At 45.9% G+C, this 25,954-nt stretch carries 23 protein-coding genes; 18 read left to right on the top strand and 5 right to left on the bottom strand.

Annotated elements, in window-relative coordinates; genetic code table 11:
* Positions 1-4 precede the first annotated feature (4 nt).
* The 3 genes from D3P09_RS09345 to D3P09_RS09335 all read left to right on the top strand — a co-directional run bounded on the left by D3P09_RS09345 (position 5) and on the right by D3P09_RS09335 (position 3,431).
* Positions 5-823: a response regulator transcription factor gene (locus D3P09_RS09345; protein ID WP_120109240.1), complete on the top strand. Its 819-nt coding sequence runs from the start codon at positions 5-7 to the stop codon at positions 821-823.
* Complete coding sequence (locus D3P09_RS09340) at positions 820-2,223, top strand: sensor histidine kinase (protein WP_165867370.1); 1,404 nt, start codon at positions 820-822, stop codon at positions 2,221-2,223. Before D3P09_RS09345 ends, D3P09_RS09340 begins: the two co-directional genes overlap by 4 nt.
* Before the next feature lie 374 nt (positions 2,224-2,597).
* Positions 2,598-3,431 carry an alpha/beta hydrolase gene (locus tag D3P09_RS09335; protein WP_120109236.1) on the top strand — a complete coding sequence of 278 codons (834 nt, stop codon included), beginning with the start codon at positions 2,598-2,600 and terminating at the stop codon, positions 3,429-3,431.
* Positions 3,432-3,437: 6 nt separating this feature from the next.
* On the opposite strand, the gene D3P09_RS09330 is transcribed toward D3P09_RS09335, so the two are convergent.
* The 3 genes from D3P09_RS09330 to D3P09_RS09320 are packed head-to-tail and all read right to left on the bottom strand — an operon-like array spanning position 3,438 to position 7,244.
* Positions 3,438-4,652, bottom strand: a complete 1,215-nt coding sequence (locus D3P09_RS09330) for a Ger(x)C family spore germination protein (RefSeq protein WP_120109234.1) — start codon at positions 4,650-4,652, stop codon at positions 3,438-3,440.
* The gene (locus D3P09_RS09325) at positions 4,649-6,154 is read right to left on the bottom strand and encodes a spore germination protein (RefSeq protein ID WP_120109232.1); all 1,506 of its coding nucleotides are present in this window, start codon (positions 6,152-6,154) and stop codon (positions 4,649-4,651) included. Before D3P09_RS09325 ends, D3P09_RS09330 begins: the two co-directional genes overlap by 4 nt.
* The gene (locus D3P09_RS09320) at positions 6,129-7,244 is read right to left on the bottom strand and encodes a GerAB/ArcD/ProY family transporter (RefSeq protein WP_120109230.1); all 1,116 of its coding nucleotides are present in this window, start codon (positions 7,242-7,244) and stop codon (positions 6,129-6,131) included. Before D3P09_RS09320 ends, D3P09_RS09325 begins: the two co-directional genes overlap by 26 nt.
* A gap of 183 nt (positions 7,245-7,427) precedes the next feature.
* On the opposite strand from D3P09_RS09320, the gene D3P09_RS09315 reads away from it, so the two are divergent.
* The 3 genes from D3P09_RS09315 to D3P09_RS09305 all read left to right on the top strand — a co-directional run bounded on the left by D3P09_RS09315 (position 7,428) and on the right by D3P09_RS09305 (position 10,404).
* Positions 7,428-8,510, top strand: coding sequence for a DUF3048 domain-containing protein (locus tag D3P09_RS09315; protein WP_120109228.1), 1,083 nt, complete (start codon positions 7,428-7,430; stop codon positions 8,508-8,510).
* A 262-nt stretch (positions 8,511-8,772) separates the two neighbouring features.
* On the top strand, positions 8,773-9,384 hold the full coding sequence (locus D3P09_RS09310) for a DUF47 domain-containing protein (RefSeq protein ID WP_120109226.1): 612 nt from the start codon (positions 8,773-8,775) through the stop codon (positions 9,382-9,384).
* 24 nt (positions 9,385-9,408) lie between these two features.
* Complete coding sequence (locus tag D3P09_RS09305) at positions 9,409-10,404, top strand: inorganic phosphate transporter (protein ID WP_120109224.1); 996 nt, start codon at positions 9,409-9,411, stop codon at positions 10,402-10,404.
* Positions 10,405-10,495: 91 nt separating this feature from the next.
* Here D3P09_RS09305 and D3P09_RS09300 read toward each other — a convergent pair whose 3' ends face one another.
* Positions 10,496-11,062, bottom strand: a complete 567-nt coding sequence (locus tag D3P09_RS09300; protein WP_120109222.1) for a hypothetical protein — start codon at positions 11,060-11,062, stop codon at positions 10,496-10,498.
* A 228-nt stretch (positions 11,063-11,290) separates the two neighbouring features.
* Here D3P09_RS09300 and D3P09_RS09295 point away from each other — a divergent pair, with 228 nt between their 5' ends.
* The 4 genes from D3P09_RS09295 to rlmD are packed head-to-tail and all read left to right on the top strand — an operon-like array spanning position 11,291 to position 14,807.
* On the top strand, positions 11,291-11,581 hold the full coding sequence (locus tag D3P09_RS09295) for a YerC/YecD family TrpR-related protein (protein ID WP_116046509.1): 291 nt from the start codon (positions 11,291-11,293) through the stop codon (positions 11,579-11,581).
* 11 nt (positions 11,582-11,592) lie between these two features.
* Complete coding sequence (locus tag D3P09_RS09290) at positions 11,593-12,366, top strand: sirohydrochlorin chelatase (protein ID WP_120109220.1); 774 nt, start codon at positions 11,593-11,595, stop codon at positions 12,364-12,366.
* Positions 12,367-12,395: 29 nt separating this feature from the next.
* Positions 12,396-13,304, top strand: a complete 909-nt coding sequence (locus D3P09_RS09285; protein ID WP_120109218.1) for a diacylglycerol kinase — start codon at positions 12,396-12,398, stop codon at positions 13,302-13,304.
* Positions 13,305-13,343: 39 nt separating this feature from the next.
* On the top strand, positions 13,344-14,807 hold the full coding sequence (gene rlmD / locus D3P09_RS09280) for a 23S rRNA (uracil(1939)-C(5))-methyltransferase RlmD (RefSeq protein ID WP_120109216.1): 1,464 nt from the start codon (positions 13,344-13,346) through the stop codon (positions 14,805-14,807).
* Between the two features lie 879 nt (positions 14,808-15,686).
* Here rlmD and D3P09_RS09270 read toward each other — a convergent pair.
* Positions 15,687-16,553: a hypothetical protein gene (locus D3P09_RS09270; protein ID WP_120109214.1), complete on the bottom strand. Its 867-nt coding sequence runs from the start codon at positions 16,551-16,553 to the stop codon at positions 15,687-15,689.
* Positions 16,554-16,891: 338 nt separating this feature from the next.
* Here D3P09_RS09270 and D3P09_RS28420 point away from each other — a divergent pair, with 338 nt between their 5' ends.
* The 8 genes from D3P09_RS28420 (at position 16,892) to D3P09_RS09230 (ending at position 25,761) form a co-directional block, all read left to right on the top strand.
* The gene (locus tag D3P09_RS28420; protein WP_341538282.1) at positions 16,892-17,116 is read left to right on the top strand and encodes a restriction endonuclease; all 225 of its coding nucleotides are present in this window, start codon (positions 16,892-16,894) and stop codon (positions 17,114-17,116) included.
* Positions 17,103-17,390 carry a restriction endonuclease gene (locus D3P09_RS28415; RefSeq protein ID WP_341538281.1) on the top strand — a complete coding sequence of 96 codons (288 nt, stop codon included), beginning with the start codon at positions 17,103-17,105 and terminating at the stop codon, positions 17,388-17,390. The genes D3P09_RS28420 and D3P09_RS28415 overlap by 14 nt, the downstream gene beginning before the upstream one ends.
* A gap of 343 nt (positions 17,391-17,733) precedes the next feature.
* Entirely contained in the window at positions 17,734-18,660 is a 927-nt protein-coding gene (locus D3P09_RS09260; protein ID WP_120109212.1) for a restriction endonuclease, read from the top strand.
* A gap of 1,507 nt (positions 18,661-20,167) precedes the next feature.
* On the top strand, positions 20,168-20,602 hold the full coding sequence (locus D3P09_RS09250) for a hypothetical protein (protein ID WP_120109208.1): 435 nt from the start codon (positions 20,168-20,170) through the stop codon (positions 20,600-20,602).
* Positions 20,602-21,024: a hypothetical protein gene (locus D3P09_RS09245; protein ID WP_120109206.1), complete on the top strand. Its 423-nt coding sequence runs from the start codon at positions 20,602-20,604 to the stop codon at positions 21,022-21,024. The genes D3P09_RS09250 and D3P09_RS09245 overlap by 1 nt, the downstream gene beginning before the upstream one ends.
* Positions 21,025-21,322: 298 nt before the next feature.
* Positions 21,323-22,150: a hypothetical protein gene (locus D3P09_RS09240; protein WP_120109204.1), complete on the top strand. Its 828-nt coding sequence runs from the start codon at positions 21,323-21,325 to the stop codon at positions 22,148-22,150.
* 46 nt (positions 22,151-22,196) lie between these two features.
* On the top strand, positions 22,197-22,970 hold the full coding sequence (locus D3P09_RS09235) for a hypothetical protein (protein ID WP_120109202.1): 774 nt from the start codon (positions 22,197-22,199) through the stop codon (positions 22,968-22,970).
* Between the two features lie 40 nt (positions 22,971-23,010).
* Positions 23,011-25,761, top strand: coding sequence for a DEAD/DEAH box helicase (locus D3P09_RS09230; protein WP_120109200.1), 2,751 nt, complete (start codon positions 23,011-23,013; stop codon positions 25,759-25,761).
* Positions 25,762-25,954 lie beyond the last annotated feature (193 nt).

Below are 25,954 nucleotides of genomic sequence, written 5' to 3'. Positions count from 1 at the left end.
ATCGATGCGTATCTTGTTATTGGAGGACGAGGAGTCCATACGCGGATTTGTGCGAATTAACTTGAAAAGAAACGATATGGAGGTCACGGAGGCTGAGAACGGAGAGGATGCGCTTGCCTTGGCCGATTCGGAAGGGCCGTTCGATATTGCTCTGCTGGATGTGATGCTTCCTACGATTGACGGGTTTGAGGTATGCGAGCAGCTGAGGGCGAAGTATCCCCGCCTTGGGATTATTATGCTGACTGCCAAGTCGCAGGAAGAGGACAAGATTCGCGGGCTGGAGCTTGGCGCGGACGATTACGTGCAGAAGCCGTTCAGCCCGGGAGAGCTGATCGCGAGAATCAAATCGCTTCATCGGCGCATGCACGCGGATGCGCCTCCAGTCTCTCAAGAGGAAGGCGAGACTGGCAGCGTTGACGAGCAGGGCACTGTCAGCCTGCAAGGGCAGCAGAGCGAAGGCGCTAGTGAGGCTGCGGAGCAGAACGAGGAGATGAAGAAGCTGTATGTGGAGCGGGAGCTGGTAAGCGGCCGCTTCCGGCTGTCGATCGCGGAGAGAAGATTGTGGAAGAACGATGAGGAAATTATATTGACGCCCACCGAATGGACGCTTGTTCGGCTGCTGATGGAACGGGAAGGGGAGAGCGTCAGCCGCGACCATATCCTGACTGAAGTATGGGGCAGGTATTATGTAGGCGATCTCAAGGTCGTGGACGTCAACATTCGCAGAATCCGGCAAAAAATCGAAACCAACCCGTCCGAGCCATCCGTCATTGAGACGGTATGGGGCTACGGCTACCGATGGAAACGGAGCGTGCCGCAATGAGAAGCGTTCAGACCCGGATGGTATGGAGCTATCTGCTGCTGATCGTGCTGGTCGTCACCGTGCTTGGCGCAGCCTTCGCCGCGCTGATGTGGAATTATTACTATGGGAGCGCGCAGAGCTCCGTCAAGCAGCGTGTCGAGTCCGCCATGGCTCTGCACAGCCGGTCGCTATCGTCGCTGACCTTGCAGGATCAGGCGGATTATATGCTCCAATACATGTCGGAGGGCGGGCCGACCCGCATCCAACTGCTGAACAGCGCAGGCGAGCTGCGCATCGATTCGGACGGCTTCTCGCCTAATATCCGGTATGCGACCGGCGACGTGAAGACGGCGTCGACCGGTGAGGTAGGGAGCTGGACGGGCGTTGATCCTTACTTCGGCGAACGGGTCATATCGGTGACAGCGCCGCTCTGGAATGAGGCCAGAGTGGTCTCGATGATCCGCTATACCTCCTCGCTTCAGCAAGTCGACGACATGGTCGCCCAGCTGATCCGCATGACGTTCATTGTAGGCGTTGCGGTCGTTCTGTTGTTCCTTGGCCTCAGTCTGTTCCTGGCCCAGCGGATCGTAATGCCGATCCGGGAGCTGACCAGAGCGGCCCGGTATATGGCGGAAGGCGATTGGTCGAAGCGGGCCTCGAGGCGAAGCCATGACGAGATCGGCCAGCTGGCGGAGACGTTCAATACGATGGTGAGCGAGCTGAACAAGAGGGAGAAGCTGAAGAACGATTTTATCTCCTCCATCTCCCATGAGCTTCGCACGCCGCTCACATCCATTAAGGGCTGGAGCGAGACGCTGAAGGAAAGCGAGCCGAAGGAGGATGATGAAGAGGTCAAGATGGGCCTCTCGATCATCAGCAAGGAGACCGAGCGGCTTGCGGGACTGGTGGAGGATTTGCTCGACTTCTCGAAGCTGTCCGCGCGTACGATGGAGCTCCATACCGAGACGCTGGATTTGAACAGTCCGGTGAAGGAGACGGTGCGCCAGCTCGCGGTGCGCGAAGAGGGCACGAAGGTGAAGCTGATCGCTTCGTATGTAAGCGGCCCGCTTGTCGTGAACGGGGATGCGAACCGGCTCAAGCAGGTGATTATCAATCTGATCGACAATGCATTCAAGTTCACGCCTGCGGAAGGAACGATTCGCGTATCGACAACGGTCGAAGGGGAGTTCGCCGTCGTGACGGTCAGCGATACGGGGAGCGGGATTGCCAGGGAAGATCTCCCGCATGTGATGGAGAAGTTCTACAAAGCAAGCAATAGCCACGGAGGCTCCGGGCTTGGGCTTGCCATCTCGAAGGAGATCGTCGAGCTCCACGGCGGCAAGATGGCCATAGACAGCGAACGTGGAGCCGGAACGATTGTAACCATTCATTTGCCGCTTCTTCAGAAGGGTGAGGGTTAGGGCGGTTATTTTTTGCGGGTGAAGGTTAATACAGCTATTCTTTGTAAAACAACAGCTTGCGGTTTGCGATGACGAAGATCACGGCAATGATGGCTCCCGCGCCTAACATAATAGACAGCCAATTTTCTTTGAGCCAGGCAATCCAGGCAGGCATATGGCACCTCCATAGTAGACAGGACCTCCAGTTGGAGGTCTTGTTTGTTTTTATATAAAACCGGAGAATTCTTCTTTAGATTTCCCCGTTGGGCGTGCGGGCTATGCACAGGACCAATCCGAGCATTGACAGCGCATGAGATCGGTGATAGTATAAGTTTAATTAATTCATAGTATACGGGTAGGAATTATTGTATATAAAGGAAAGCGGAGGTACAATCATGGAGAAGCAGCTGATATTACGACATGATGGATTGGAGCTGACGGCAACGCTTCACTATCCGGCCGAGGTCGAGAGCAAGAAGGATGGCAAGGATTCGGGGAAGCGTCAGGCGATCATTATTTGCCACGGCTTTATCGGAAGCCGAGTGGGCGTCGACCGGCTATTCGTGAAGACGGCGAGAGCGCTTGCCGCGCAAGGCTCTTTCGTTCTTCGTTTCGACTATGGCGGCTGCGGCGAGAGCAACGGAGACTACGGCTCGCTGGGCTTCGACTCGATGGTCGATCAGACGAGAACGGCTATTGATTATATTGCGGGAATGGACTGCGTAGATCCCCGCCGCATCGTGCTCCTGGGACACAGCCTCGGGGGAGCGGTATCCATCATGACCGCGGTCAAGGATAAACGGGTGAAGCGGCTGGTCTTATGGTCTCCCGTCGCGTATCCGTTCAATGATATTGTGCGCATCGTCGGCCGCGACAGCTATGACGATGCGATTCAATCCGGCAGCACGGATCATGCTGGCTATACGCTGCAGCCGGTATTCTTCGATTCGCTGATGCAGCATCAGCCCTTCCAGTCCGCGACGCGCTTTGGGGGCGAAGTGCTGCTGGTCCATGGCACCAGCGACGAGCTGATTCCGGTTGACTACAGCTTCCTGTACCAGAAGGTGTTCTGGACCCGCAGCGAAGGGCTGTGCGACAAGGAAATCATATTCCAAGCCAATCATACGTACTCCAGCCGCCCGCATCAGGAAGAAGCGATTCGGGTGACAACGGAATGGCTGGACCGCCTCGACCGGCAGCAGCAGGAATGGCATCACTGGTCGATTTAGAACCGGTTAATCCTTGCTGTCATAAGGCGCGTTCTCCTTCTGGAGGGCGCGTTCTTCTTTGGGCAGAGGAGTCGAGATCCGCTTGTACTTTCCGTTATAAGGAATTTCGATATCCACATTCAAGTGGCGTATGGAATTGGCATTCACGACGATTTTGTTGCCGTTCTGCGAGATGCGCTTCCATTCCCGCACATCCTTCTGCCACAAGCTCTTCCCCAGACTGAAGATATCGACGCCGTTCTTCACGCCTTCCAGCAGCACGCTCCGAATTTGTCCTGATACCTTCTGCTCCGCTAGGGAGACCATCTCCTCGTAATTTAGCGGCTCGTTATATTCATACATCGCTCCAAGCAGCTTGAGGCTAATATCGAAGTAGACCTCATCGCCCTCCACAATCGGCTTGATCTTGATTTTCGGCCTGCCGATGCTCAGGTTCGCATACTCGATGCCGTCCTTCTCGACGGTTAGCGGCGCGCGGTTCATTCCCTTCTGCATCCATTGAAAGCCGTCCAGCTTCGTGTGGCTGAAGAAGGACATATCCCCGTTCGTCGCGATAAAATAAATGCCGGCCATGGTCAGCATGTCCATCGGCTTGCCGGTATTCTTCCACATGACGCGATTAATACCGATGATCGGAAGGCTGGCAGTCATCGCGGGCTCATTGTAATCGGCGATGTACCGGAACATCTCAATCGGCGGGATGACGGAATGCTGATTGTAGTTGGGAAGCGGGTTATGAAGAAGCGTATACAGCGCCGACATGTTGAACAGGGAGAAGGCGGTAAGCAGGTCCTCCATAGGGTCTTTGGTGGCATAGATCCACAGATTATAACGGACCTCGGGATAGCGGTTCAGCATATCGATCATCTTGATGCCTTTTGTTTTCAAGGCGCGCTCGGATAGGATTATGGCCGTGATATGTCCCCAGGTAATCGGAATTTGCGCGGAACGGTACAGGTCGTTGACCGCATTATTGATCGTGGAGCCCTTGCCTCGTCCGATATAGGTAGTAGGCGTGGAGCTGTTTTTGCCGCCGGTCTCGCTTTTGGCAATATTGGAGAAGTCCAGCATCTGGGCATAGACGATAAACTCATGGTCGTGATAATCGATGCCGAGCGCCTTCACGTAGGACTTGCTCTCCACATCGGATGCGCTCCAGCAGCCGCAAAGCGAGGCCGAGCAGAAGATCAGCAGAATCGCGATAGCTATCGGTCTTCTCAAGGCTTGTTCCCTCTCTTGTCAGGTTGTGAAGTGTTCAGATATTCCGGCCTTTTCTTCCTCCACTTGTAAGGCAGCCGGAACAAGGCGACCATCATTTCTCTCACATTCAGCGGTGCGGCGGGGGCCAGGTAAGGGACGCCAAAGGAATACACATTGGACAGGTAGAGGACGAAGGCAATCACGGACAGGATGAAACCGTACATGCCAAGCGTCGCGCCCATAAGGAAAGCGAAGAACCGCAGCAGAATGGTCGTGCTGGTCAGCGATTGATTGACGAGAGTGGAGCCCGAGACGACCGTAATCGCGGTAATGACGATCATCATGGGCGAGACCAGGCCTGCGCGGATTGCCGCATCGCCGATAATGAGGCCCCCGACAACGGTCAAGGTCTGCCCGATCGAGCTTGGCAGCCTGACGCCGGCTTCGCGGAACAGCTCCATCAGTACCATAATAAAAAACATTTCCAGCGCAGATTCCATCGGCAATCCATGCCTGCCCATCGCGATTGTCGCCAGAAGGGGAAAAGGCACTTGATCGGAATGAAACGTCGTCAGTGCGATGTAGAAGCCGGGAAGGAAGATGGTTGTGAGCAGCCCGAAGAACCGCAGCATGCGCCCGATATTGGCGGACATGAACGGGAAGTAGGAATCCTCCGGCGACTTCATCAGCAGGAACAAATTAATCGGCGCGATGATAGCCGTCGGATTGCCGTCTACGATAATGATGAAGCGCCCGTTCAGCAGGCATTCTACGGCGAAGTCCGGCCGCCCCGTGTAGTGCGTCGGCGGGAACAGCGTGATCGGGCTGGAAGCAAGCAGCTCCTCCAGATTGCCGGTGGAGATAATCTGCTCCACATCAATCTTGCTTAGCTTGCGGCGGATATGGTCAATCGTCTCGACACTCGCGATATCGCTAATATAGAGCAGCGCCGTCTTGGTCAGCGTGCGCGTGCCTAATACGTAATACTCGCAGGCCAGCGTATTCGTGCGCAGCCGCTTGCGAATAAGCGCGACATTGGAGGACAGCTGCTCCGTGAAGCCATCCTTGGGTCCGCGGATGGATACTTCAGTCGAGGACTCCTCCGGGGGGCGTGAAGGAGGGTTCGCGATATCGATCGTCCACATGGCCTGAAGGCTTGGCAGGCAAAACACGAGATGGCCTTCATAGACGTATGAGGCCAGCTTGAGCCGGTTCAGCCGGTCGCGCACGTAATCGAGCGGGCTCCACTGAAGATCGGCGACAAGATTAATGCTCTCGCTGCTGCTGAATGCCGTCTTGTCGTATACCCTTCTTAACTCCGGCAAGACAATATCGTTAATCAGGTTCGTCTCGATCATGCCGCTGCAATAGATGAACAATCCCGTTGCGGCGTCCGCCTCTGTACCGAATGAATGGGCGAAGACAATGACATCATTGCTGAGCCGGAACCAGCCCCGCAGCATATGCTCATCGAACGGCTTCGGGATATCTTCTCCGTCATGATTGTGATCGGTCGAGATCATGGCGTCTGCTCTCCTTCTTTCTGCTTATCAGGGCAGCTATTCCGAGCAATAACGTAATGGCGATGACATAGATCAGGAGCGCCGGAAAATGAATGTACTGCAAGTAAACGAGCGTCTGATCATCCCGCCAGGGGAAGATGGATAATACAATCATGGCCAGCGTCACGATGGACAAGGCGACAATGCGCTTCTTCGGCCTGCGCACATCAAGCAAGTCGACGATTAAATATAGAGTAATGGACACCCTTGCGAATGCGCCGCAGAGCCATTGGTAGATGGACAAAAAATCGACATGCTGGAACAGCGCGCCGAGGCTGAGCAGCTTCCACTGCTCGAATGCGGTATGCCGCTGCTTGGCCGCTTCCGCCGGTCCGAATTCGGTAATGGCGCCGATCGTGGGTCCCAGCGTCATGCTGATGAGGAACAAACCCAGCAGAAGCATATGCCACCAGCGAAGCTTCGTCTTCAGCTCATGCTGGTACAGCAGCAGGATCCAGGCTTCCGACAGCGCTGCCAGGACAAAGACAAGGCCATTGCCGAGGGGCTCCCATCCGTTCTCGAGGACAGGGAACAACCGGCTGTAATCCTTGTACTTCATATTCGAGCTCATGATGAAATAGCCAAGCAGGATAACCAGCGGCAGCAGGATGCTGGATGTCATGGCAATGGATTTGATTCCGCCATAAGCGGCCATCATCGAGATCAGGGCTGCAACTACAATAATGACGGGAAGCGGTGTCTGCTGCATGTAAGTCGTCACCGTCCACATCGAGGTATCATGAAGGGTGTAGGCTCCGGATACAAAGAGGACAAGGGCGGCGGATAACCGGAATATCCACGCCGGCACAATGCCGAATTGCCTGTGGATCCAGTCCGGCAAGCGTTGTCCCCTGATCATGCGAACAATTCCGAATAGGAGGAATATCCATAACAGGAATATGGGCGCTCCAACCAGCACAGCTACCCAGGAGTCCCGTCCAGAGACGCCGAGAATGACGGGTATCGCCATGACATGCGAGACGAGGCCGGCGCTTAATAAGAGAATGGAAAATGAAAGCCAGATCGAGATTTGACCTCTTCCGCTGCTCATGAACGCACCTCGATTCGATGGGAGATGAAGATAATTTGCTCAATTAATGGAATTTTAATCAATTAATCCGCAATTTTGTCGAGACAAGCCGAATGATCTGTGATTAAATAAAAATGAGGTGAAAGCGGATTCCATGTCCTCATAGGATGTCCTTCTATTAATCTAGTAAAGGCGGGTTATTGAATGAAATTCGGATTGCGAACTTCGACGGCTGCCCTGCTGGCCAGTCTCTTCCTACTACTTGCGGCATGCGGCATAGATAAGGCCGCGGTGGCCGATCCTACCGAATCGCCTGCCCCGGTCGTGACGGATACGCCAGCCCCTGAGCCGACGCCGAAGCCGTTCGCGGCTCCGCTGACTGGCGTGGAGCGGGATGAGGAAGCCAAGGAGCGTCCTATTGCCGTGCTGATTAACAACTTCTCGGCGGCCCGCCCGCAGTCAGGCTTGACGAATGCGGATGTGGTGTGGGAGGTGCTGGCGGAAGGCGGCATCACCAGACTGGTAGCCGTCTACCAGAGCACGGATGCGATGGAGGATACGATCGGTCCGATTCGAAGCAATCGCGCATACCTGATCGATATTGCGGACACGTACGGAGCCATTATGGTTCATGCGGGCGGCAGCCCGGAGGCGTACGGCATTCTGCAGAAGCAAGGCAAGCCGTATCTGGATGAGATTACGAATGCCGGCCCTTACTATTGGAGAAGCAAGGATCGCAAGGCTCCGCATAATCTGTATTCCAACCTGGGGAAGATGCATGATGGAGCGGAGAAGAAAGGCTACTACAAGAATGAGTATCCGGTCGCGACTTATCCCTTCACAGAGGAAGGCACAATCACAGGAAGCGCAGAGGCTGCGGCGGTACCGGCGACTAATATCGATATTACATTCTTAATGCAAAGCTATAAGGTCGGATACATATACGATGAAGCAAGCGGCTTGTACAAGAGAAGCATTAACGGAGAGCCGCATATCGATCTGAACAACAATGAGCAGCTCACCGCAACCAATCTGGTTGTGTTCGAGACGGGACATAAGACGCTGGATAATGTCGGCAGGCTCGCGGTCGATCTGCAATCGGGCGGCTCGGGCTACCTGTTCCAGAAGGGCAAGCGAATCGACATCGAGTGGGTCCGCAGCCCGGACGGCATGGTCCGGTTCAGCAAGGACGGCAGAGAGGTGGCATTCCTGCCGGGCAAGACGTACATTCATATTGTGCCGAACAAGCCGGCCCTTGCCGACCATGTGGTTCTAAATCAGCAATAAAAAGGATATAACAGGCCATACTAAGAACGCAGCGAGCCACCCTCGCTGGCGTTCCGAAGGTCGCCATGAAGATGCGGTCCCGGACGGGAGCGCATCTTTTTTCGCCATTTTGGGACAAATATTTATTTTTTTATTGTTAAGGATTAAGAAATATGATTAAATTTTTCATGAATGTTTACACTCCGTTAACAAATCGGTAGTAAACTGATTCAGGTATGTGTCGCAGGACAGCTTAACAATCTAAGTCGATAAGGGGATTGACATGTTCAAGAAGAAGGATATTTTCTTTAAAACACTCGAAGAGATGGCAGACACAATCGTTGAGGCTACGGAATACTTTGCGAAAGGTGTATCCGATCTGTCTGACGTAACGGCCTTCGCCAAAAGAATGAAGGAATACGAGAGCCAATGCGATCAGTACACGCATACGATACTGAAGGAACTCAACAAGACGTTCATTACGCCAATCGAACGTGAGGACATTATGGCACTCACGACCTCCCTTGACGACGTGCTGGATGGCATCGAGGCTTGCGCCTCCCGTTTCGAAATGTACCATATTCGCGAGAAGGATGAGTACATTACACTGTTCGCAGACGTTCTCGTACGTTCTACGCATCAGATCAAGAGCGCAATCTACCTGTTGACACAGAAGAAACTACTCGCGATCCGCGAGCATTGCATCGCTATCAATGAACTGGAGAACCAGGGCGATGACGTGCTGCGCGTGTCGATTACGACATTGTTCGCTAACGTTAAAGATCCAATTGAGCTGATCAAGCGCAAGGAAATCTATGAAAGACTTGAGCAGACGACCGACTACTGCGAGGATGTAGCCAATACGCTGGAATCGATCATCATGCGCAATAGCTAACTTTAGGGAGTAGGGGTCGTCAATATGGAATTGTATGTGTTATGGATCGTTGTTTTTTTGGCGCTTTCGTTTGATTTTATTAACGGTTTTCATGATACGGCCAATGCGATTGCCACATCTGTATCTACCCGTGCACTGAAGCCTAGAGTTGCCGTATTGATGGCTGCTCTCATGAACTTCCTTGGCGCGCTGACATTTACAGGGGTAGCCAAAACCATCGGGGGCGGCGTCGCCAATCCCGCTGACCTCGAGTTCGGGGTCGAGATTGTCATTGCCGCGCTCCTGGCCGCAATAGCCTGGAATTTGATCACTTGGTGGTTCGGCATTCCTTCATCCTCCTCCCATGCGCTGATCGGCTCCCTTGCCGGAGCGGTTATCGCGGGCGCTGGAATGGGCTCGATTAATGCGTCGGGCTTTACCGATATTTTGAAAGCCCTGCTGATTTCGCCTCTGATTGCTTTCACCGCCGGCTTTATCCTGATGTGGCTGCTTAAGCGGATCTTTGCAAACTCAAGTCCGCATAGCATCAATAAAGGCTTCCGCTCCGGCCAGGTCATTACGGCCATGTTCCAATCGTTCTCGCATGGTACGAACGATGCGCAGAAAGCGATGGGGATTATCGTATTTGCCCTTGTCGCGGCAGGCATTCAGACGGATATGGACGTTCCGCTATGGGTTAAGCTCTCCGCAGCGACAGCGATGGCGCTCGGAACTTCGGTAGGCGGCTGGAAGATCATCAAGACAATGGGCACGAAGATATTCAAGATTGAGCCGATTAACGGCTTTGCTGCGGATATGGGCTCTGCCGCTGTAATCTTGACTGCCACTATGCTCCATCTGCCTGTAAGTACGACTCATGTCATTACGTCGTCTATCCTCGGCGTAGGCAGCGCCAAGCGGTTCTCCGCAGTGCGCTGGGGCGTAGCGGGACGGATTCTGATCGCTTGGGTCATTACCATCCCGATCACAGTTATACTGGCGATGATCTTCTTCTGGATTATTAAAGCATTGTTCTTGTAAGAGACGGACTTCTTTAGGAAGACGAAGGACAGCTGCCGCCCTTGACCGGGCGGCAGCTGTCCTTCTTGTGTGCGTATCATAATAACCGGACTTATCTTCTCCGTTTGTTGTTGCGCCGTCTGCCGGCATTTCCGCTTTTGGATCTGCCGCTGCCGTTCCCGGTACGGCGGCTCTTGCGCCTGGTTGGCCTGCGCTCGCTGCTGAAGCTTCCTCCGCTGCTGCTTTCGCTCGAGCTCGACTTTTTGCTTTTGCCGAATAATACCTTCGCAAGCGGCGCCATCTGCGTGATGCTGCCGACGACCTTCTGCACTTTGGTGATAGTGGTCAGAATGCCGTCCAGTCCGCCCATCCGGTCGACAAAGCCTTTAATTTCATTCAGATTGGCAAGGCTGGCCAGATTGCCGAGGGAAAAGCCCTTCTTCGGCTGCACCTCCACAGGGGGGCTCGGCGGTACAACGGCCGGCAGCAGGCTTGGGCTTGCCTGCGTCTGCGAGATATGGACGTTCTGCTGCGGCGTGGCGTCGCCGGTATAATGAAAGGCGCCTTGTTGCCCGTTATAAGGTCGGCTTAGCGGATTCTGCCCTTGCCGATGCGCATAATCCTGGTTACGCCCAGCGCCTCCATGGTTGCCGACGCCGGGATATTGATGATGATTCAAGGTGATCACAACCCTTTTTTTATTAGTCTATGGGATAGGCGAAGAAGTGATTGGACGAATGCCCGGTTATGGAATAAAATTAGAGATATATGCCCTGTCGGAAGATGACAATGCCGCATCGGACGGGCTTTCTTCTTACATCCTGTAAAGCGTGAATACGGTAACGTTTGAAAAAAAATCCTTAAACCTTTACAATGATAGCAATAGTACTCATGGGAGTGAATGCGAATGCAGCTGAAGAAGCTGAATGATAAAGCAATAGACCAACTATTTGAAGCGATCCTTACATTGAAATCGGTTGAGGAATGTTATGTTTTCTTCGATGATTTGTGTACGGTGAACGAGATACAGTCGCTTTCCCAGCGTCTGGAGGTGGCTCGTATGCTTGGCAAAGGCAGCACCTATAATCAGATTGAAGCGGAGACAGGTGCCAGCACAGCAACAATCTCGCGGGTGAAGCGTTGTCTGAATTACGGCAACGACGGCTACAAGATGACACTTGAGAGATTGGGCCGCTAAGGCAGGCCCGCATGAATCCCGGCATTCTGGTCGTTAGTCACGGTTCCAGGGAAGAGAGTTGGGTCAAGCTCATAGACGAGGCCGTACGCCAAGCATCGGGCAGCATTCCTGTACCCGTTGTTTCTGCGTTTCTGGAGATCGTTGAGGGAAGACTTATTCAGGATGGTATAGACGAGCTGGAGAAACAGGGAGTGACGGATATGTTCGTGCTCCCGTTATTCGTTTCCTCCGGCAGCACCCATGTCGATGAGATTGGTCAGGCGTTCGGATTGGCGCCATTGACTGATTTTGCAGGAGACCTGGGTTTGTTTCGTGTGGAGGCGAATGTGCATTACGGCTCCCCGATTGACGATGATGAAGACATTGCAGAGTTGCTGCTTTCACATATTCAGGAGCTGTCAGCGCGCCCTGATCGGGAAGCTGTGCTGCTGATCGGCCATGGCAGCAAGGAGCCGGTCTTCCATGAACGCTGGCAGGCCGGATTATCCGCTCTAGCGGAGCGTGTGCGAGGGCTGGGCAGCTTCGCCAAAGCCGATTATGCGATGCTGCTGCCCGATCAGGCGGCTGGCAAGCTCGCAGCCTTGCAGCAGCAGGAGGACGTCGATGACGTCATCGTCGTGCCTCTTTTTCTAAGCCAAGGTTATTTCACCAATAAAGTAATACCCGCAAGACTTGAAGGCTTGGACTACCGGTACAACGGCCGCGCCATGCTGCCTCACCCCGCTATCGAGAGGTGGCTTCACCGGCAGATGGACGGCTGGCTGTCCCGCAACGGTTATTGTTAGTGTTGTTCCATAAGGAGGAGCGAGTTGCAATGAAACGCGCGAGGCTTATCTATAATCCGACATCGGGAAGAGAAGAGATGAAACGGCGTCTTCCGGATATTCTGCAGCGTCTGGACCAAGGCGGCATCGAGGCTACCTGCCATGCCACGATCGGCGAAGGCGATGCGACGCTGGCCGCGGCTGACGCGGCAGAGAGAGGCTATGACATGATCATTGCTGCGGGAGGTGACGGAACGCTCTACGAAGTCATCAACGGACTTGCGAATAAGCCGAATCGTCCGCCGCTTGGCATATTGCCGGTCGGGACGACGAATGACTTCGCGCGCGCGACCGGCATTCCGAAGCATTGGGAATATGCCTGTGATCTGATCATCGGCCAGTATACGAGACCGGTCGATGTAGGCGTGGCGAATGAGCGTTATTTCATCAATATTGCCGGCGGCGGGTCGCTGACGGAGCTGACCTATGATGTGCCGAGCAAGCTGAAGACGATGGTTGGGCAACTGGCTTATTATATGAAGGGCCTGGAGAAGATGACACGCCTGCGCCCGACGGAGCTGAAGTTTGTCGCAGAGGGCGTCGGAGAATTCCATGACGAATTCATGCTGTTCCTGATCTGCAACAGCAACTCCGTAGGAGGCTTCGAGCGGCTTGCGCCGGATTCCAAGCTGGATGACGGCTTGCTCGACGTGCTTCTGATCCGCAAGATGAATCTGGCGGAATTCATACGGCTTGTCACGCTGGCTCTGCGGGGCGAGCACTTGTCCGATCCGCATGTGATCCATCTGCGCACGAACAGCTTGAAGGTGACGACGCCGGATTACGTGCAGATCAACCTGGACGGCGAGTATGGCGGCGTGCTGCCGGCTCACTTCTCGGTGCTGCCCTCTCACCTGCGCATCTTCGCAGACGAGACGGGCGTATCGACGTACCGTTAAGGGAATAGTCAACAGCATGCTAGAGAGAACGGAGATTATATGACTAGAAAATCTGGAAGGAACGCGAGGAGCGCGAGAGCGGCTAAGCCAAGCTACGACACTCCGTTCCAAAAAAATGAAGAGCTCACGGTCGACCTGGTCGGCCTGACTCATGACGGTGACGGGGTAGGCCGGGCGAACGGCTTTACCCTGTTTGTTCAAGGGGGGCTTCCCGGGGAGCAGGCGCGCGTGCGCGTCATGAAGCTGAAGAAGCAGTACGGCTACGCCCGCTTGCAGGAGCTGGTGAAGGCCAGCCCGGACCGGATTAACCCGCCTTGCGATATCTACAAGGAATGCGGCGGCTGCCAGCTGCAGCACTTCGACTATGAGGCGCAGCTTGCCTGGAAGCGCCAGCATGTCGTCGACAACTTGACGCGTATCGGCAAGTTGAACGTAGCTGGCGAGAGAGACGCACAGGATGGCGTTGTCGTGCATCCTACGATCGGCATGGATGATCCGTGGCGCTACCGCAATAAAGCGGCTGTGCCTGTCGGCGCAGCTGGGGAGAATGGCGAGCTGGTTGCAGGCTTCTACGCACGCGGCACGCACCGCATCATCGATATGGACGATTGCCTGATCCAGCACGAGCATAACGACGAGGTCGTCCGCGTCGTGAAGAAGGTTGCGCGCGAGCTGCGCATCCAGCCGTACGATGAATCGACGGGCAAGGGCGTTCTGCGCCATATTATGGCCCGTACTGGCGTCGTGACCGGCGAGATCATGGTCGTGCTGGTGACGAACGGCAAGCGGCTGCCTCGCCAGCCGGAGTGGATCGAGCATCTGCGCGCTTCGCTGCCGGGACTGAAGAGCATTGTGCAGAACGTGAATGAAGAGCATACGAACGCGATCTTCGGCGATGAGACGCGCGTCCTGTGGGGCAGCGAGTTCATCTACGATGAGCTGGATGGGATTCGCTTCGCGATCTCAGCGCGCTCATTTTATCAGATCAATCCAGCGCAGACGGTGGCTCTGTACCGCAAGGCGGTCGAGTATGCGGCTCTGAGCGGCAAGGAGCGAGTCATAGACGCGTATTGCGGCATCGGCACGATCTCGCTGTTCCTGGCGAGACAAGCCGGCCATGTATACGGCGTCGAGATTGTGCCGGAAGCGATCGAAGACGCGAAGCGCAACGCGGCGCTGAACGGCATCGACAATGCCAGCTTCGAAGCCGGCCCAGCCGAGGTCGTCATGCCTCGCTGGCGCAAGGAAGGCGTAGAAGCCGACGTCGTCGTCGTCGACCCGCCGCGCAAGGGCTGCGACCCGGCGCTGCTGGAGACCATCCTCGCGCTCCAGCCGAAGCGCGTCGTCTACGTGAGCTGTAATCCATCCACGTTAGCACGTGACCTGCGCATCCTGGAGGATGGCGGGTATAAGACGGTGGAAGTGACTCCGGTGGATATGTTTCCTTGGACGGTTCATGTGGAGTCAGTGGCTTTGTTGGTGAGGAATGGCACAGTGTATTAAGATCCATATATTTACCGATTATTTCGATGTGATACAGATTAGGAGTATTAGTGGTACAGGGTGAAGGGAAAAAGGATTTGAGTTAAAATGATGTAAAATAAAGTCTCGTTTCTACCCTCAAACCGTGAAGCCATTATTCATGTGAGTTTTGCGAATGGCAAGGACGCAGAGGACTTAAAATCCTGCGGTGGGTGACCACCGTACGGGTTCGATTCCCGTCCTTGGCACTTTTACAAACCTTGATATTATAAGGTTTAGACGATGTACATACTTGTAATAAAATTGGTAGTCCTGCGTGTTTGAAGTTAGTATACAGGACTCACGAGAAGCAGATAATACCTCCTTTGCAGTATCTGACCAAATCAGATGCCTGTGAAGGAGGTTTTTTCGTTATCTATGCGATTGACGAAAGTGAAGAAAACTGCACCTGCTACAATGGAAGAAGCATTTACCCAATTTATCAATTGGAAAAAAACAAAAAATTTAACTTAGTTTTTGGACAGAATGTAATAAAGAAGCATATAGAGTGAGCCCATATTTGTTCGTTTCAGATCATTTAGGACAGCTAACAACGAGAGCGATACCTAATTAGAGCGATGCAGTTTAATTGGAGAGGACAGAGAAGGGAGAGAAGTTGGTAGGAAAAAACTCTGTGCACTCGCTACGCTATATATTCTGTAAAAGCCTAGTTAACCTAGCGTATCTATTCAAAATATTGCTAAGTTGGCTGGACATCAATCGATTCAAACGACATTGAGATATGTGAACCTTCATGACATATTTATGAAAGCGATACAGTCAAAATAAATTGACTACGTTCAGGTACTAAAAAAAGAAGGTCACAAAAAAAATTGCGACATTCTTTTTTGCTTGAAAATACTAGAATTTTTCATGTGCATTTTTTGCTGCCAATCCTAGTAAGTTCATACCATCAATAGTAAAATCCTCACCTTGAAAAACTTGTATTTCATATTGGGTTTTATCTTCTTTTGATAAACGAACCTCGCCGATGCTAATACAGATTGCATCATTATATTTATGCATATATTTGTTGATATGATGAAAGAGTCCTACATAGTTCGGGCTATTCGCGCGAAAAGCTTCTTCAAACATAATTTTGACTTTTGTTTTTTTTCTGAAAATAGTAATGATAATTCTTTCTCCGTCTTCAACTAACTCTTCAAAGTACCCAGTTACACATCGATGTTTTCCAATATCGGATTCTTTTAATACATCAGCATCTCTTTTTAAAACAGGACGACTTCTATAAGTAACGCCGGCTATCTCGCCTTCATCAATTCCATCAACAGTAACAACGTTGATTTTTGGTCCTTTGTTATCCCTATCGGTTGTAGGACTCCTATTAACTCTCCACTCCCTCCTCTTAGCACGGAGGTTTTCAAGTTGCTGTTCAGACATTCTTGCCAATTCTAAGGCTTCTTTTAAAACTCTTCGTCTCTGATCCTCCTTCATTTCTACATTAATTTGCTCAGCACTTCTGCCAGGCTTTATACCTTGACGAACAAATTCGTAATCACAGCCGCTTATATGATCTTCAAGTCTCCATGTTCTAAACTGTGCTGGCTTTGTCTGCACATAAGCCAGTTTTGCTTTGCAGTTCTCTGTAGGACAAAATAAATGATACTTATATTTATCTCGGTATGAATCTTTGTCTAAATCAGTTACGTAAACTGGTACACCCAAATCCTCATCATTTACTTTGTAAATAGCGTTAGGGATCGACATATACAGCTCACCTCGCAGTTAATATAAAAATGATAATGCTAACTGTTCTTGCACAGCGGAGTAAATATCAGTATATTACTTTTTACTTATATTAATTATACATCAAATGTCCTTTTTTGGCGATGCATGGAAGAAAAAGTAGGTCGTATGTTACAATTATTATCTCTGAATCGATACGTAATATATAGTGGGGAGGTCTTCTGTTATTTGTTTTTTCGTTTGCTTTGATTTTAATGTGTTTTTTAGGTATAGGATCAATAAAAGTAGTGAAAAACAGAGCCAGCCATTTCCTCATGATTACGATTTAAAAAAACATATCAATTTCTGATATTGATAGGATGGAAGATGGATCGGAATTTGAAATGTACCTCTATAGACTGTTTATTGAACTTGGATACTCTAATGTCTATAAAACAGTTGGAAGTAGAGATTTCGGGGCAGATATTGTCTTTACTGATCGAGAGGGTATTAGGAAAGTGGTACAAGCGAAGCGTTACACCGATTCGGGATTCGGTGGGCGTAAGTGCAGTACAGGAGGTATTCTCTTGTATGAGGTATTATAAGGCGAAAAAAGCAATTGTGATAGCTTCTGCAAAGTTTACAAAGTCATGTGAAACACTAGCAGGTATAAATCATGTAAAGCTAATAGATCGTGATGATTTGGTAAGCATGATTGAAGCATTCAGGCATGATGATATTCAACTGGTCAAGGACAGAATTGAAGCTGAGCTGAGGATGATCTTGGAATCATGGAGTGAGGTTAACGGTACTGTGCTTTATGAAATTAAGAAAGATTACAAAGCAGAGAAATATGTCAAAAAAGTAATGCGGAAGTAAGAATACTGGCGTGCTGGGAATAGATCTACAAGAATAGTTATATTGGGGATGCTGGTGGCAATTGCAGAGTTTGAACGAACTCAGGCGGATTTAATGGCAGCATGGGCAATAGCCGTATTAGGATGGGGTGTTACTCATTAAAATATGAGCAAAAGGGAATAAGAACGCTCTATTTGCCAAGAGGGTAGAAAAATACATATAATGTAAGGATCGGGCCTGGTTGTCAGAGTTATTTGATGAGTTGCGAAGGGATTTGCGGCAAGAAATATGATTAAATGGGACAGAATAAAGTACTCGGATTAGATTCATAATTGAAGTATTTGTATTGGAGGAATCGGAACAAATGGAGCTGAACGAGTGGCTTTACACAACTAACTATCAGACATTTGAAGAGTGGCAGAGCCTTGTATTGAGTAGGAAAGAAGTATATCCAGCATTAAGGATTCCGTATGACGAATGGCTGGATAAGTATATAGGGAACATCAAAGATGTACATCAGGAAGATGTTAAAGGTTTGTTGAGGTGTCTATTAGAGCCTTTAATACGCAATCAAGATACAAGTGACTATGCAGTTAATAAGATGATGCAGAGCGTTGCAGATGCGAAAATTCGTCAACGTGCTATAAAGATGGCGAGTAGTGAAAAGATAATCAGACTTAGTAAAGGACTAGAAGCTTGGGAAGGAGTTACATGGATACTAGAACTGCTTCCAGCAGCACCATACAATGCAGTACAAGCACTTGAAAGCTATTTATACTCACAGCCCAATCTCCCTGATGATCGTATCATTGGAATAGCACAGTGTATAGAAATTATCTTTGCCAAGTTTATTCACTGCGATAACTCTATTGAGAAGCTACTGACATTAAAATCGGTAGAGTTTGAATGGTTTATTGAGTATTTGTATGACCGTATGGGCTATGACACCTTGTGGACTAAAGCCACTCGCGATGGTGGAAAGGATATTATAGCTAGAGGTAAAAGACCTGATGGTTTTGAGCAGGTCTATGTAGAGTGTAAGCTATATAAGACTACACGACTTACTCTACAGGCTGTTCAAGCATTTAGTCGTGTTATTGATAAGAATGAAGTGAACAGAGGGGTCATTTTTTGTACTGGTTATGTTAGTGAAAATCTAAAAAAAGAGGATAAGAGGATACAGATATGGTCGTATAAAGATATGCATACGCTTCTGAACGCCCATTTAGGAAGCGATTGGATTGATGACGTAAATACAATTGTAGGAATTCAAAGAAGAAAGTACGGATAACGGTCATGTACCGAATGACATGTCGGCTGACTGGGCATGTATACCTTAGGGGATTTATTGTGTTTGTATTATGCATCTTGTTAGCACCCAATAAGCATGAACAGGATTTCTTTAATTTCAGAGGGGATAACAAAGTAAATCCTGTTGGGTTTAAACCATGTAGATACTGCAAAGTGTTGATATTATAAGCTTTCAACGTGAGACAAGTACGCACAGGACTTAGAATCCTGGTGGGTGACCACCGTACGAGGTTCGATTCCCGTCCTCGGTACTTCTTATTAACAATAATTAATCAAGGATAGTCATGGACTATATAATTGTAGTAAAATTGATAATCCTGTGTGTTGTAATTCGTATATGACAATAAACCTCCTTTATAGTATCTGACTAAAAATCAGATTGCTTAAGGAGGTTTTTTGTCGGCTATGCGATTGACGAAAGTGAAGAAAGAAGCGTCTGTGACAATGGAGGAATTACTCAGCAAATCTCTATCATGAAAATAAGAATCATCAACTGCTAGTGGTTGATTATGTTATTTTGTTTACCATTGCCATGTTTAAGTTATGTAGCTATATACTTAGGACATGTCTAAGTGATGTAAAAACTGGAACCCTACTATTCTTATACGATGGTGCATACAACCTTGATAAGTATATGTCAGTTCTTGATATGGTAAACAAAAGATTCAAGTCTACTGTTAAAAATTATGATGAGCTTAGAGAATACTTAGATTATAAACCAAGATTCTTTGAGTCTCTAGTAGAGTTGTGCATTACAATATTAAGAAGACCCAAAGAATCAAAAGATATACTACGATATATGGACGTTGTAATGTACACAGTTATATTTCCAAAAAAAGAAGCAAGGAAGTCTTCAAGGATGTTTTTTGGCAACGAATATAATGAAATCACTGCAAAATTAATGTTTGATATCTTCGATTTCCTACATAATAATACAGGTATTAGTAACAGAATGTTGCCGAGAAACGCGATTCTAGGAATTGACACTTAAAGTAGAAGCGCCACTTAATGTAGCTTAATTAGCTATGTTATGTGGTGTTTTTTATATTACATTATGCGAAGTATATACAAGTGAACAGGTGAGAAGAAAAACATTAATTTACATTCACAAATCAGCGGGAAGTGAATTTACTTCTCTCCCACAGTTACGCAGCGTTAAGGTAATCGCTGCCACTTAGTTGTCGCTACGCTCCATGCTCGCTTCACTCGGTCGCACTCCAGCATCTCTACATCCCCACTTACTTCTTATATAGGGTAGGTGCTAAGTTGAAAGGAATTGTAATAATTCATTTATATCGAGCGTCAGCCGAGACAAAGGAGCGAAGCTTTCTGAAATAACTTGCGTAGCAAGTTATAATGTTGAAGACATATGAAATTCATTTTAATAGAATTTAATTATGGATAGTTGAATAATGAGATACTGGTTGCTAAGGATATCTAATCAGACTATACTTGTGAAGAATAAGCTTTAGAAAGGTGAGAGCATTTTGAAGCACATTATTGTAGAGATTGCCACAAATTCGATTTGGATTGGTATAGCTTCAATATGTAGTATTATAGGATTGATAATATCTATAATACTTTTGTGCTTAGCGGCAAATTTAAAGAAAAAAATAAAATGGTATGCTGAAATAAAAAGATTTAATACAGATAGAAATTACTTAGCAGATAGACTTAGTGCTTTAAAAGACCTTATCGCCAAAAATAAAATATTAGATGATAAGTTGATCTCGGATTTATCAGGCGAAATACATAACTATAGTAGTTTTATAAATATTACAACGTTAAAAGATAGAATATATATTCGCAGAATAGAAAAACATTTAAAAAAAGAAAAAAAGATGATTAATAAGCAACACTTATGTAATCAAATAGCATATTTTATTAGTAGGTATGGTAATGATAGAGAGGAGTTCTTTTAATGTCTAATGTCTCTGAGATGGTAAATAAACTAATCAATTCAACGGATAAAGGTACTTTAAAATGGCGACATATTTCTAATATAATTAAATTAGATGAAGAGTTAGACAAATACGTAACTAAAAACAAAAACAATATACTGTTGACATCTTCCGAATATGTTGTAAATGAAAAGAAAACCTTCTATTCAGAGTATAAAGATAGCTTCTTTTTTTTCTTTACAAAAATAGAGGGTGGGGGATTATTTCCTTCTGGTAAGGAGTTCTTTATTATAGCAACGAAAATCAAAAATGGAAAAGTATTCGAGTTGAACAATGTAAAAGAGCATCAATCTGATTTATATAGACTATTAAATCTAATCGAAAGACAGACAAACAGAGTGGATGAATTAATTAATGATTTTTTACAGGACGACAGTGTGTGAATCTGATCAAAATATCGCTGGAAACTGTTCTGCCTCGATTCGCCTGTTATTAAAGTGGTAGCTTATTTCGACAAAATTTCATAAAAATAAATTTCTTCTATCGTAAAAAGCGATGGATTTCAAAAATGAAAAGTCAATTGGAACAATAGCATAAATGTGAGGCAGTCATTATGACTGTCTCTTTTTTGTAATAGAAATTGTCAAATATTAATGTTTTATGGTAGTATTTAACTAGGATGATATGCCTAATTAGGAGATTTCGACTGGAATTTAGAAAAGATAAGTTAGGGTGATTTGATTGGAAATAGACTTCATTAAGTATCTGCCTGTTGCGGCAGCTGTTGTGTCTGCCAGCCTTGGTTATATTTATGGTATAAGAAGTAAAAAAAATGATAGATTGATTCAATTTACACAAGAGAATTTGAAAGAAATATATAGTCCTATGTATCATGAGATGGATAAGATCCTTGATAAAACAATGAGTGCTGAAAATAGAGAAAAGTTGCTTGATTTGTATTTTGATAAGTACACGGCTACTGATATTCCTGTATATAAATTAGGGAGCTTAGAGCTATTAGATATTTTGTATGATTTACGTGACAAGTATAAAAATTTTAAAGTGGTACGTGATAAAGAGAAGTGGGAAGATTTTTGGTGGGATTTTAAAAATAATCTTTACCATAAAGTAAAACAAGGTTACAGAAATTCTATTGGGTTGTTGTATCGAGACTTTAAATGGCAGCAGTATGTTCAATCTAAACCATATTGGAAGAGGCTTTATTTTGAATCAATGAGATTTTTGTTTGAAACAGCAAAAGGTAGTAATGTGTTAGCTGCTTTATTAGTTTATTTTTCTGGAAGTTTCGCATTAATTGGAATTGATTTTTTTCCAGATGATTTTTGGAAGTTCTGTATAATGATTCTTGGAATGAGTATTGTAGCTACCATAGCTTTGATGATGCCTAACATAGAATACATTACACTAACCTCTAATTCAAGGAATAGTTTTACGAGAAAAGTTATAAAAAAGCATTTCCCAAAGATACTTGAAAAATGGGACAAATTTCTTGTGGGAAAGAAGAACTATGATGATGTGCCAATAATGCATGATAAGCGTTTTTTTTAGGGGAATGTTAATTAATTGTTCACAAAACGACTAGGAGTAGGTATAAATGCTTCGATGGCAAGTTAGGGTTTTAGCTAAGAAAATGGATACATACAAGGTGTTGTCTAATCATTTTAAGAGTTCTAGTTTGAATTTTATACTTGATGAATATGGTTGTTGTTATATGCAATCTGATAACTTTAATTCTTTTGCGGATGATGGTTATGTGGAGGATGTACAAGATATTGCAAATAACTACGTTAAATTAATTAATGGTATGATGACTGTGAATTTAAACCTAGAAAATGATTCCTTATCAACTCAAGAAATTGTAGTTCAATATAAGGATGGTAAGAAAAAAGCTTTTATGTATAATTCAGACACTTATGATTTACAGGGAAGAGTTAATATTAGAACAGATTTAAACCATGACGAGAGGTTGGAAAATAAGCCTGCGAAATGGATTGAACTAGCTTTTAATGAGGAGAAGGTTAACCAAGCACTTTCTATAATTCGCTTTGGGTTGAACGATGCAGTGGTTATGTATAAAGTATATGAAATCATTCGTGATGATCTTACTAGAACATTTACAACTGGTAAAAAAAGACCACGAGACTTATTCGTAAACATTGATCCAAAGTATACTGATCAGGAAGTTAGTACATTTACTGGTTCAGTTAATGACGTAAGGGTTTTAGGTGATAATGCAAGGCATGCAGAGGATAGATCAAATAATGGTGTAATGAAAAGATCTATGACAAGAGAAGAGTGTAAAGATTTTATCTATGAATTGTTTTATAGATGGATGCATTATAAACAAAATAAAGAAAAGTATATCTAGTTTATTAAATAGCAATTGAAATAAAAAATGAGGTGACTATATGAATATTGTTGATTTAATTAAATTGGATTTTCCTGCTGATGTAATTGACATTTGGAAGCAAAATGGTTTTGATAAATTATTACCAATACAAATAGAAGCAATTGAGAAGGGGGCATTACAAGGACAAAATTTATTAGTTGTAGCCCCAACTTCATCTGGCAAAACCTTTATTGGAGAAATGGCAGCTGTTCAGTATTCCTATATGAATAAGAAGAGCATTTATCTTGTACCATTCAAGTCAGTATCAGATGAAAAATACGAAGAGTTTAAGGAGAAATACCATACTCATGGCTTTAATATTCGTATTTCAGATGGTGACCATAGAGATGACGATGAAGATATTCGAATCGGAAATTATCATATTGCAGTAATGACGTATGAGAAGCTTTCGGGAATGTTGATTTCTAATCCTAACATGTTAAATAGTTGTGATTGTGTCATTGTTGATGAGGTTCAAATGATGAGTGATCCACATCGAGGCGGTAATCTTGAGTTGTTGCTGACAAAGATAAAAGAGTCCTATAAAAAAACTCAAATAATAGCTTTAAGCGCTGTTCTAGGTGCATTAAATGGTTTTGATAAGTGGCTTGGGGCACAAGTAATTCAAGTAACGGAAAGACCATTAGAGCTAAGGCAAGGAGTTTTGTTTACAAATGGAAGTTTTGAGTATAAAGAATGGAATACATCCTTATTAGGAACAGAACAAATAAATGCTACTAACCTATATGGTTTGCTTCAGTATTTACTTGATAATGACGAACAAATCATTATTATAAAAAACTCTGTCCCATCAACACAAGTATTGGCAAGGGAGCTAGCTAATCAATTTTCAAGCTTGCCTGCGGCTTCGAAAATAATTGGAAAGCTTCGAGAAGAGCCTGAAACCGAAATCCGAGACGAGTTAATAGTAACTCTAAGGAGTTCAATTGCCTTTCATAATTCTGACTGCGATATTAATGAACGAAGATTAGTTGAAGCAGGCTTTAGAGAAGGAGACATCAAGATTATAGTTTCTACCACAACTCTATCAATGGGTGTAAACTTACCGTGTAAAACAGTGATACTTGCAGATCATAAGAAATGGGATTCATCTGGTGGTACACCAGTGAATGTGGATTGGAGCGTTGGAGAAGTACGAAATATTTTTGGTCGTGCGGGGCGATTAGGAATAACTAGTGATTTTGGAAGAGGAATTTTTCTAGTAGAAAATGCACTTCAACGTGAGTTCATAAAAAGAACTTATCTAAATGCACCATTAGAGGATTTCAAATCAGCATTTGAAAACAGGGATATTAGTTTAAGAGTGTTAGATGTTGTAGCATCAGGATACGGTAGTACAGTGGAAAGCATAATGGATTTTATTTTCAAAACTTACGCAGCTCTCTCATGGGATAATGAAAGTACAAGGAAACAGATTGTTGCTCACATTAATAAAGGGATAGATAGTTGTTTAACATATGGACTCTTTGAGCAGTCTGCTCATGCAAAAATAACAATTACTGAATTGGGTAAAGTGTGTGCTGCGATGGGATGTTCTATAGAGTCATTCTCTATGCTTGTAGATCATGTACAAAAAACAGTATTACTAAACGATCTTGAACTTTTGTACTTAATTTCGAAAACTGAGGAAGTAAACGGAAGATTCTATAGAATTAGATGGAGTAATCATGAGCTTAGACAGAAGATACAAGCTCGTCTTATTGATGAGTATTCTAATAGTGGAATGACTGGAGTATATCTATCAGAATATGAAAGATTAGTTCAATCAGGTAGATCATTGTCCCCGTCTTTGTGTGCCTCATATTCAATGGTTGTATTAGCAAAGGATATTTTATACAGTGAGCATAGTCTAAACTCAATTAAACAAGCATTCGGCTTTACTTCTGCGAGTATTAGGGGTATAACACTAAATGTGAGTTGGATATTGGAAATAGTTTATCAAATTACCAATGTGATAAAGCCTGAATTTTCTAATGAGATTGATCGACTAAACAAATGCTTAACAAATAGATCGACACTAACAACTTCCTTCCTTAATTCTCTATCTAATTATTTGACACGAGAAGAAAAAATAAGACTGATCAATTCGGGATTAATGTCATTGGACGAGTTCTTGGAAAAAGACTCAGCAGAGTTCAAAGGTGTAATTAATCCAACAAAAGTAGATAGGGTAATAAAAGCTATTAACGAAAAAAGGGATAGAAACTCGCAATTTTGGGAAAAAGATCATGTTAGAAGAATTGAAAGAATAGGTTTAGAATCTTTATTAATTAAAAGTTTATATAGTGTACAGGGAATTGAGTTTGAACATAAACTGTGCGAATTATTTGGTGCAGATTTTATTGAAGGAACAGTGGGAAGAATTTCACAACAGAGTAAAGGTGAGCCTGATTTATCGATGGAATTAAACAATGGTCAGGTATATACTATTCAAGTTACAGCAAAGGAGGATAAAACTAAGTTTATAGATTCTAAGAAAGCAGGGGATGTAATTCCTCAATCAGCAAGATTAAATCCAACTGGTTATATTTGCTTGGGGAAACCAGATTTCCAAGAACTAGCTATAGATCAAGCAAGTCATTTGGCTAAGCAACACAACTATAAACTAGTACCTTTATATGCCTTGGTTGAGTTGTTTGTTCGAGTGAAGGAAGGGGAGATAAGTACTGCGACTGTAACAGATTTACTGGTTAAGTTTAGAGGGTACTTAAATATATCAGCAATTGATAAATATATTAAGGCGCTTTAAATTTAAACAATTTTGGCATACAGTTGATTTCGTGGGTTAATTGTGATATTTTTAACCTAATTGAATACTTTATAATCACGAAGCACGTGAATACCAGGTTAAACCTGTGTATTTCACGTGCTTTTTGTTTAACACATTAGTTACTCAATTAGTAGTATTATTAGTATTACATAGGAGCACTAAAGGAGGATGT

The sequence above is a fragment of the Paenibacillus pinisoli genome (genome assembly GCF_003605435.1).
GTDB lineage: Bacteria > Bacillota > Bacilli > Paenibacillales > Paenibacillaceae > Pristimantibacillus > Pristimantibacillus pinisoli.
Note: the sequence above shows the minus strand (reverse complement) of the source record. Positions and strands in the feature narration are given on the sequence as shown.

Excerpts from the sequence above, each read along its gene's own strand:
- D3P09_RS09345 (WP_120109240.1), top strand. The coding sequence starts at position 5 with ATGCGTATCTTGTTATTGGAGGACGAGGAGTCCATACGCGGATTTGTG.
- D3P09_RS09340 (WP_165867370.1), top strand. The coding sequence starts at position 820 with ATGAGAAGCGTTCAGACCCGGATGGTATGGAGCTATCTGCTGCTGATC.
- D3P09_RS09335 (WP_120109236.1), top strand. The coding sequence starts at position 2,598 with ATGGAGAAGCAGCTGATATTACGACATGATGGATTGGAGCTGACGGCA.
- D3P09_RS09325 (WP_120109232.1), bottom strand. The coding sequence starts at position 6,154 with ATGATCTCGACCGATCACAATCATGACGGAGAAGATATCCCGAAGCCG.
- D3P09_RS09320 (WP_120109230.1), bottom strand. The coding sequence starts at position 7,244 with ATGAGCAGCGGAAGAGGTCAAATCTCGATCTGGCTTTCATTTTCCATT.
- D3P09_RS09315 (WP_120109228.1), top strand. The coding sequence starts at position 7,428 with ATGAAATTCGGATTGCGAACTTCGACGGCTGCCCTGCTGGCCAGTCTC.
- D3P09_RS09310 (WP_120109226.1), top strand. The coding sequence starts at position 8,773 with ATGTTCAAGAAGAAGGATATTTTCTTTAAAACACTCGAAGAGATGGCA.
- D3P09_RS09305 (WP_120109224.1), top strand. The coding sequence starts at position 9,409 with ATGGAATTGTATGTGTTATGGATCGTTGTTTTTTTGGCGCTTTCGTTT.
- D3P09_RS09295 (WP_116046509.1), top strand. The coding sequence starts at position 11,291 with ATGCAGCTGAAGAAGCTGAATGATAAAGCAATAGACCAACTATTTGAA.
- D3P09_RS09290 (WP_120109220.1), top strand. The coding sequence starts at position 11,593 with ATGAATCCCGGCATTCTGGTCGTTAGTCACGGTTCCAGGGAAGAGAGT.
- D3P09_RS09285 (WP_120109218.1), top strand. The coding sequence starts at position 12,396 with ATGAAACGCGCGAGGCTTATCTATAATCCGACATCGGGAAGAGAAGAG.
- rlmD (WP_120109216.1), top strand. The coding sequence starts at position 13,344 with ATGACTAGAAAATCTGGAAGGAACGCGAGGAGCGCGAGAGCGGCTAAG.
- D3P09_RS09270 (WP_120109214.1), bottom strand. The coding sequence starts at position 16,553 with ATGTCGATCCCTAACGCTATTTACAAAGTAAATGATGAGGATTTGGGT.
- D3P09_RS28420 (WP_341538282.1), top strand. The coding sequence starts at position 16,892 with ATGGAAGATGGATCGGAATTTGAAATGTACCTCTATAGACTGTTTATT.
- D3P09_RS28415 (WP_341538281.1), top strand. The coding sequence starts at position 17,103 with ATGAGGTATTATAAGGCGAAAAAAGCAATTGTGATAGCTTCTGCAAAG.
- D3P09_RS09260 (WP_120109212.1), top strand. The coding sequence starts at position 17,734 with ATGGAGCTGAACGAGTGGCTTTACACAACTAACTATCAGACATTTGAA.
- D3P09_RS09245 (WP_120109206.1), top strand. The coding sequence starts at position 20,602 with ATGTCTAATGTCTCTGAGATGGTAAATAAACTAATCAATTCAACGGAT.
- D3P09_RS09235 (WP_120109202.1), top strand. The coding sequence starts at position 22,197 with ATGCTTCGATGGCAAGTTAGGGTTTTAGCTAAGAAAATGGATACATAC.
- D3P09_RS09230 (WP_120109200.1), top strand. The coding sequence starts at position 23,011 with ATGAATATTGTTGATTTAATTAAATTGGATTTTCCTGCTGATGTAATT.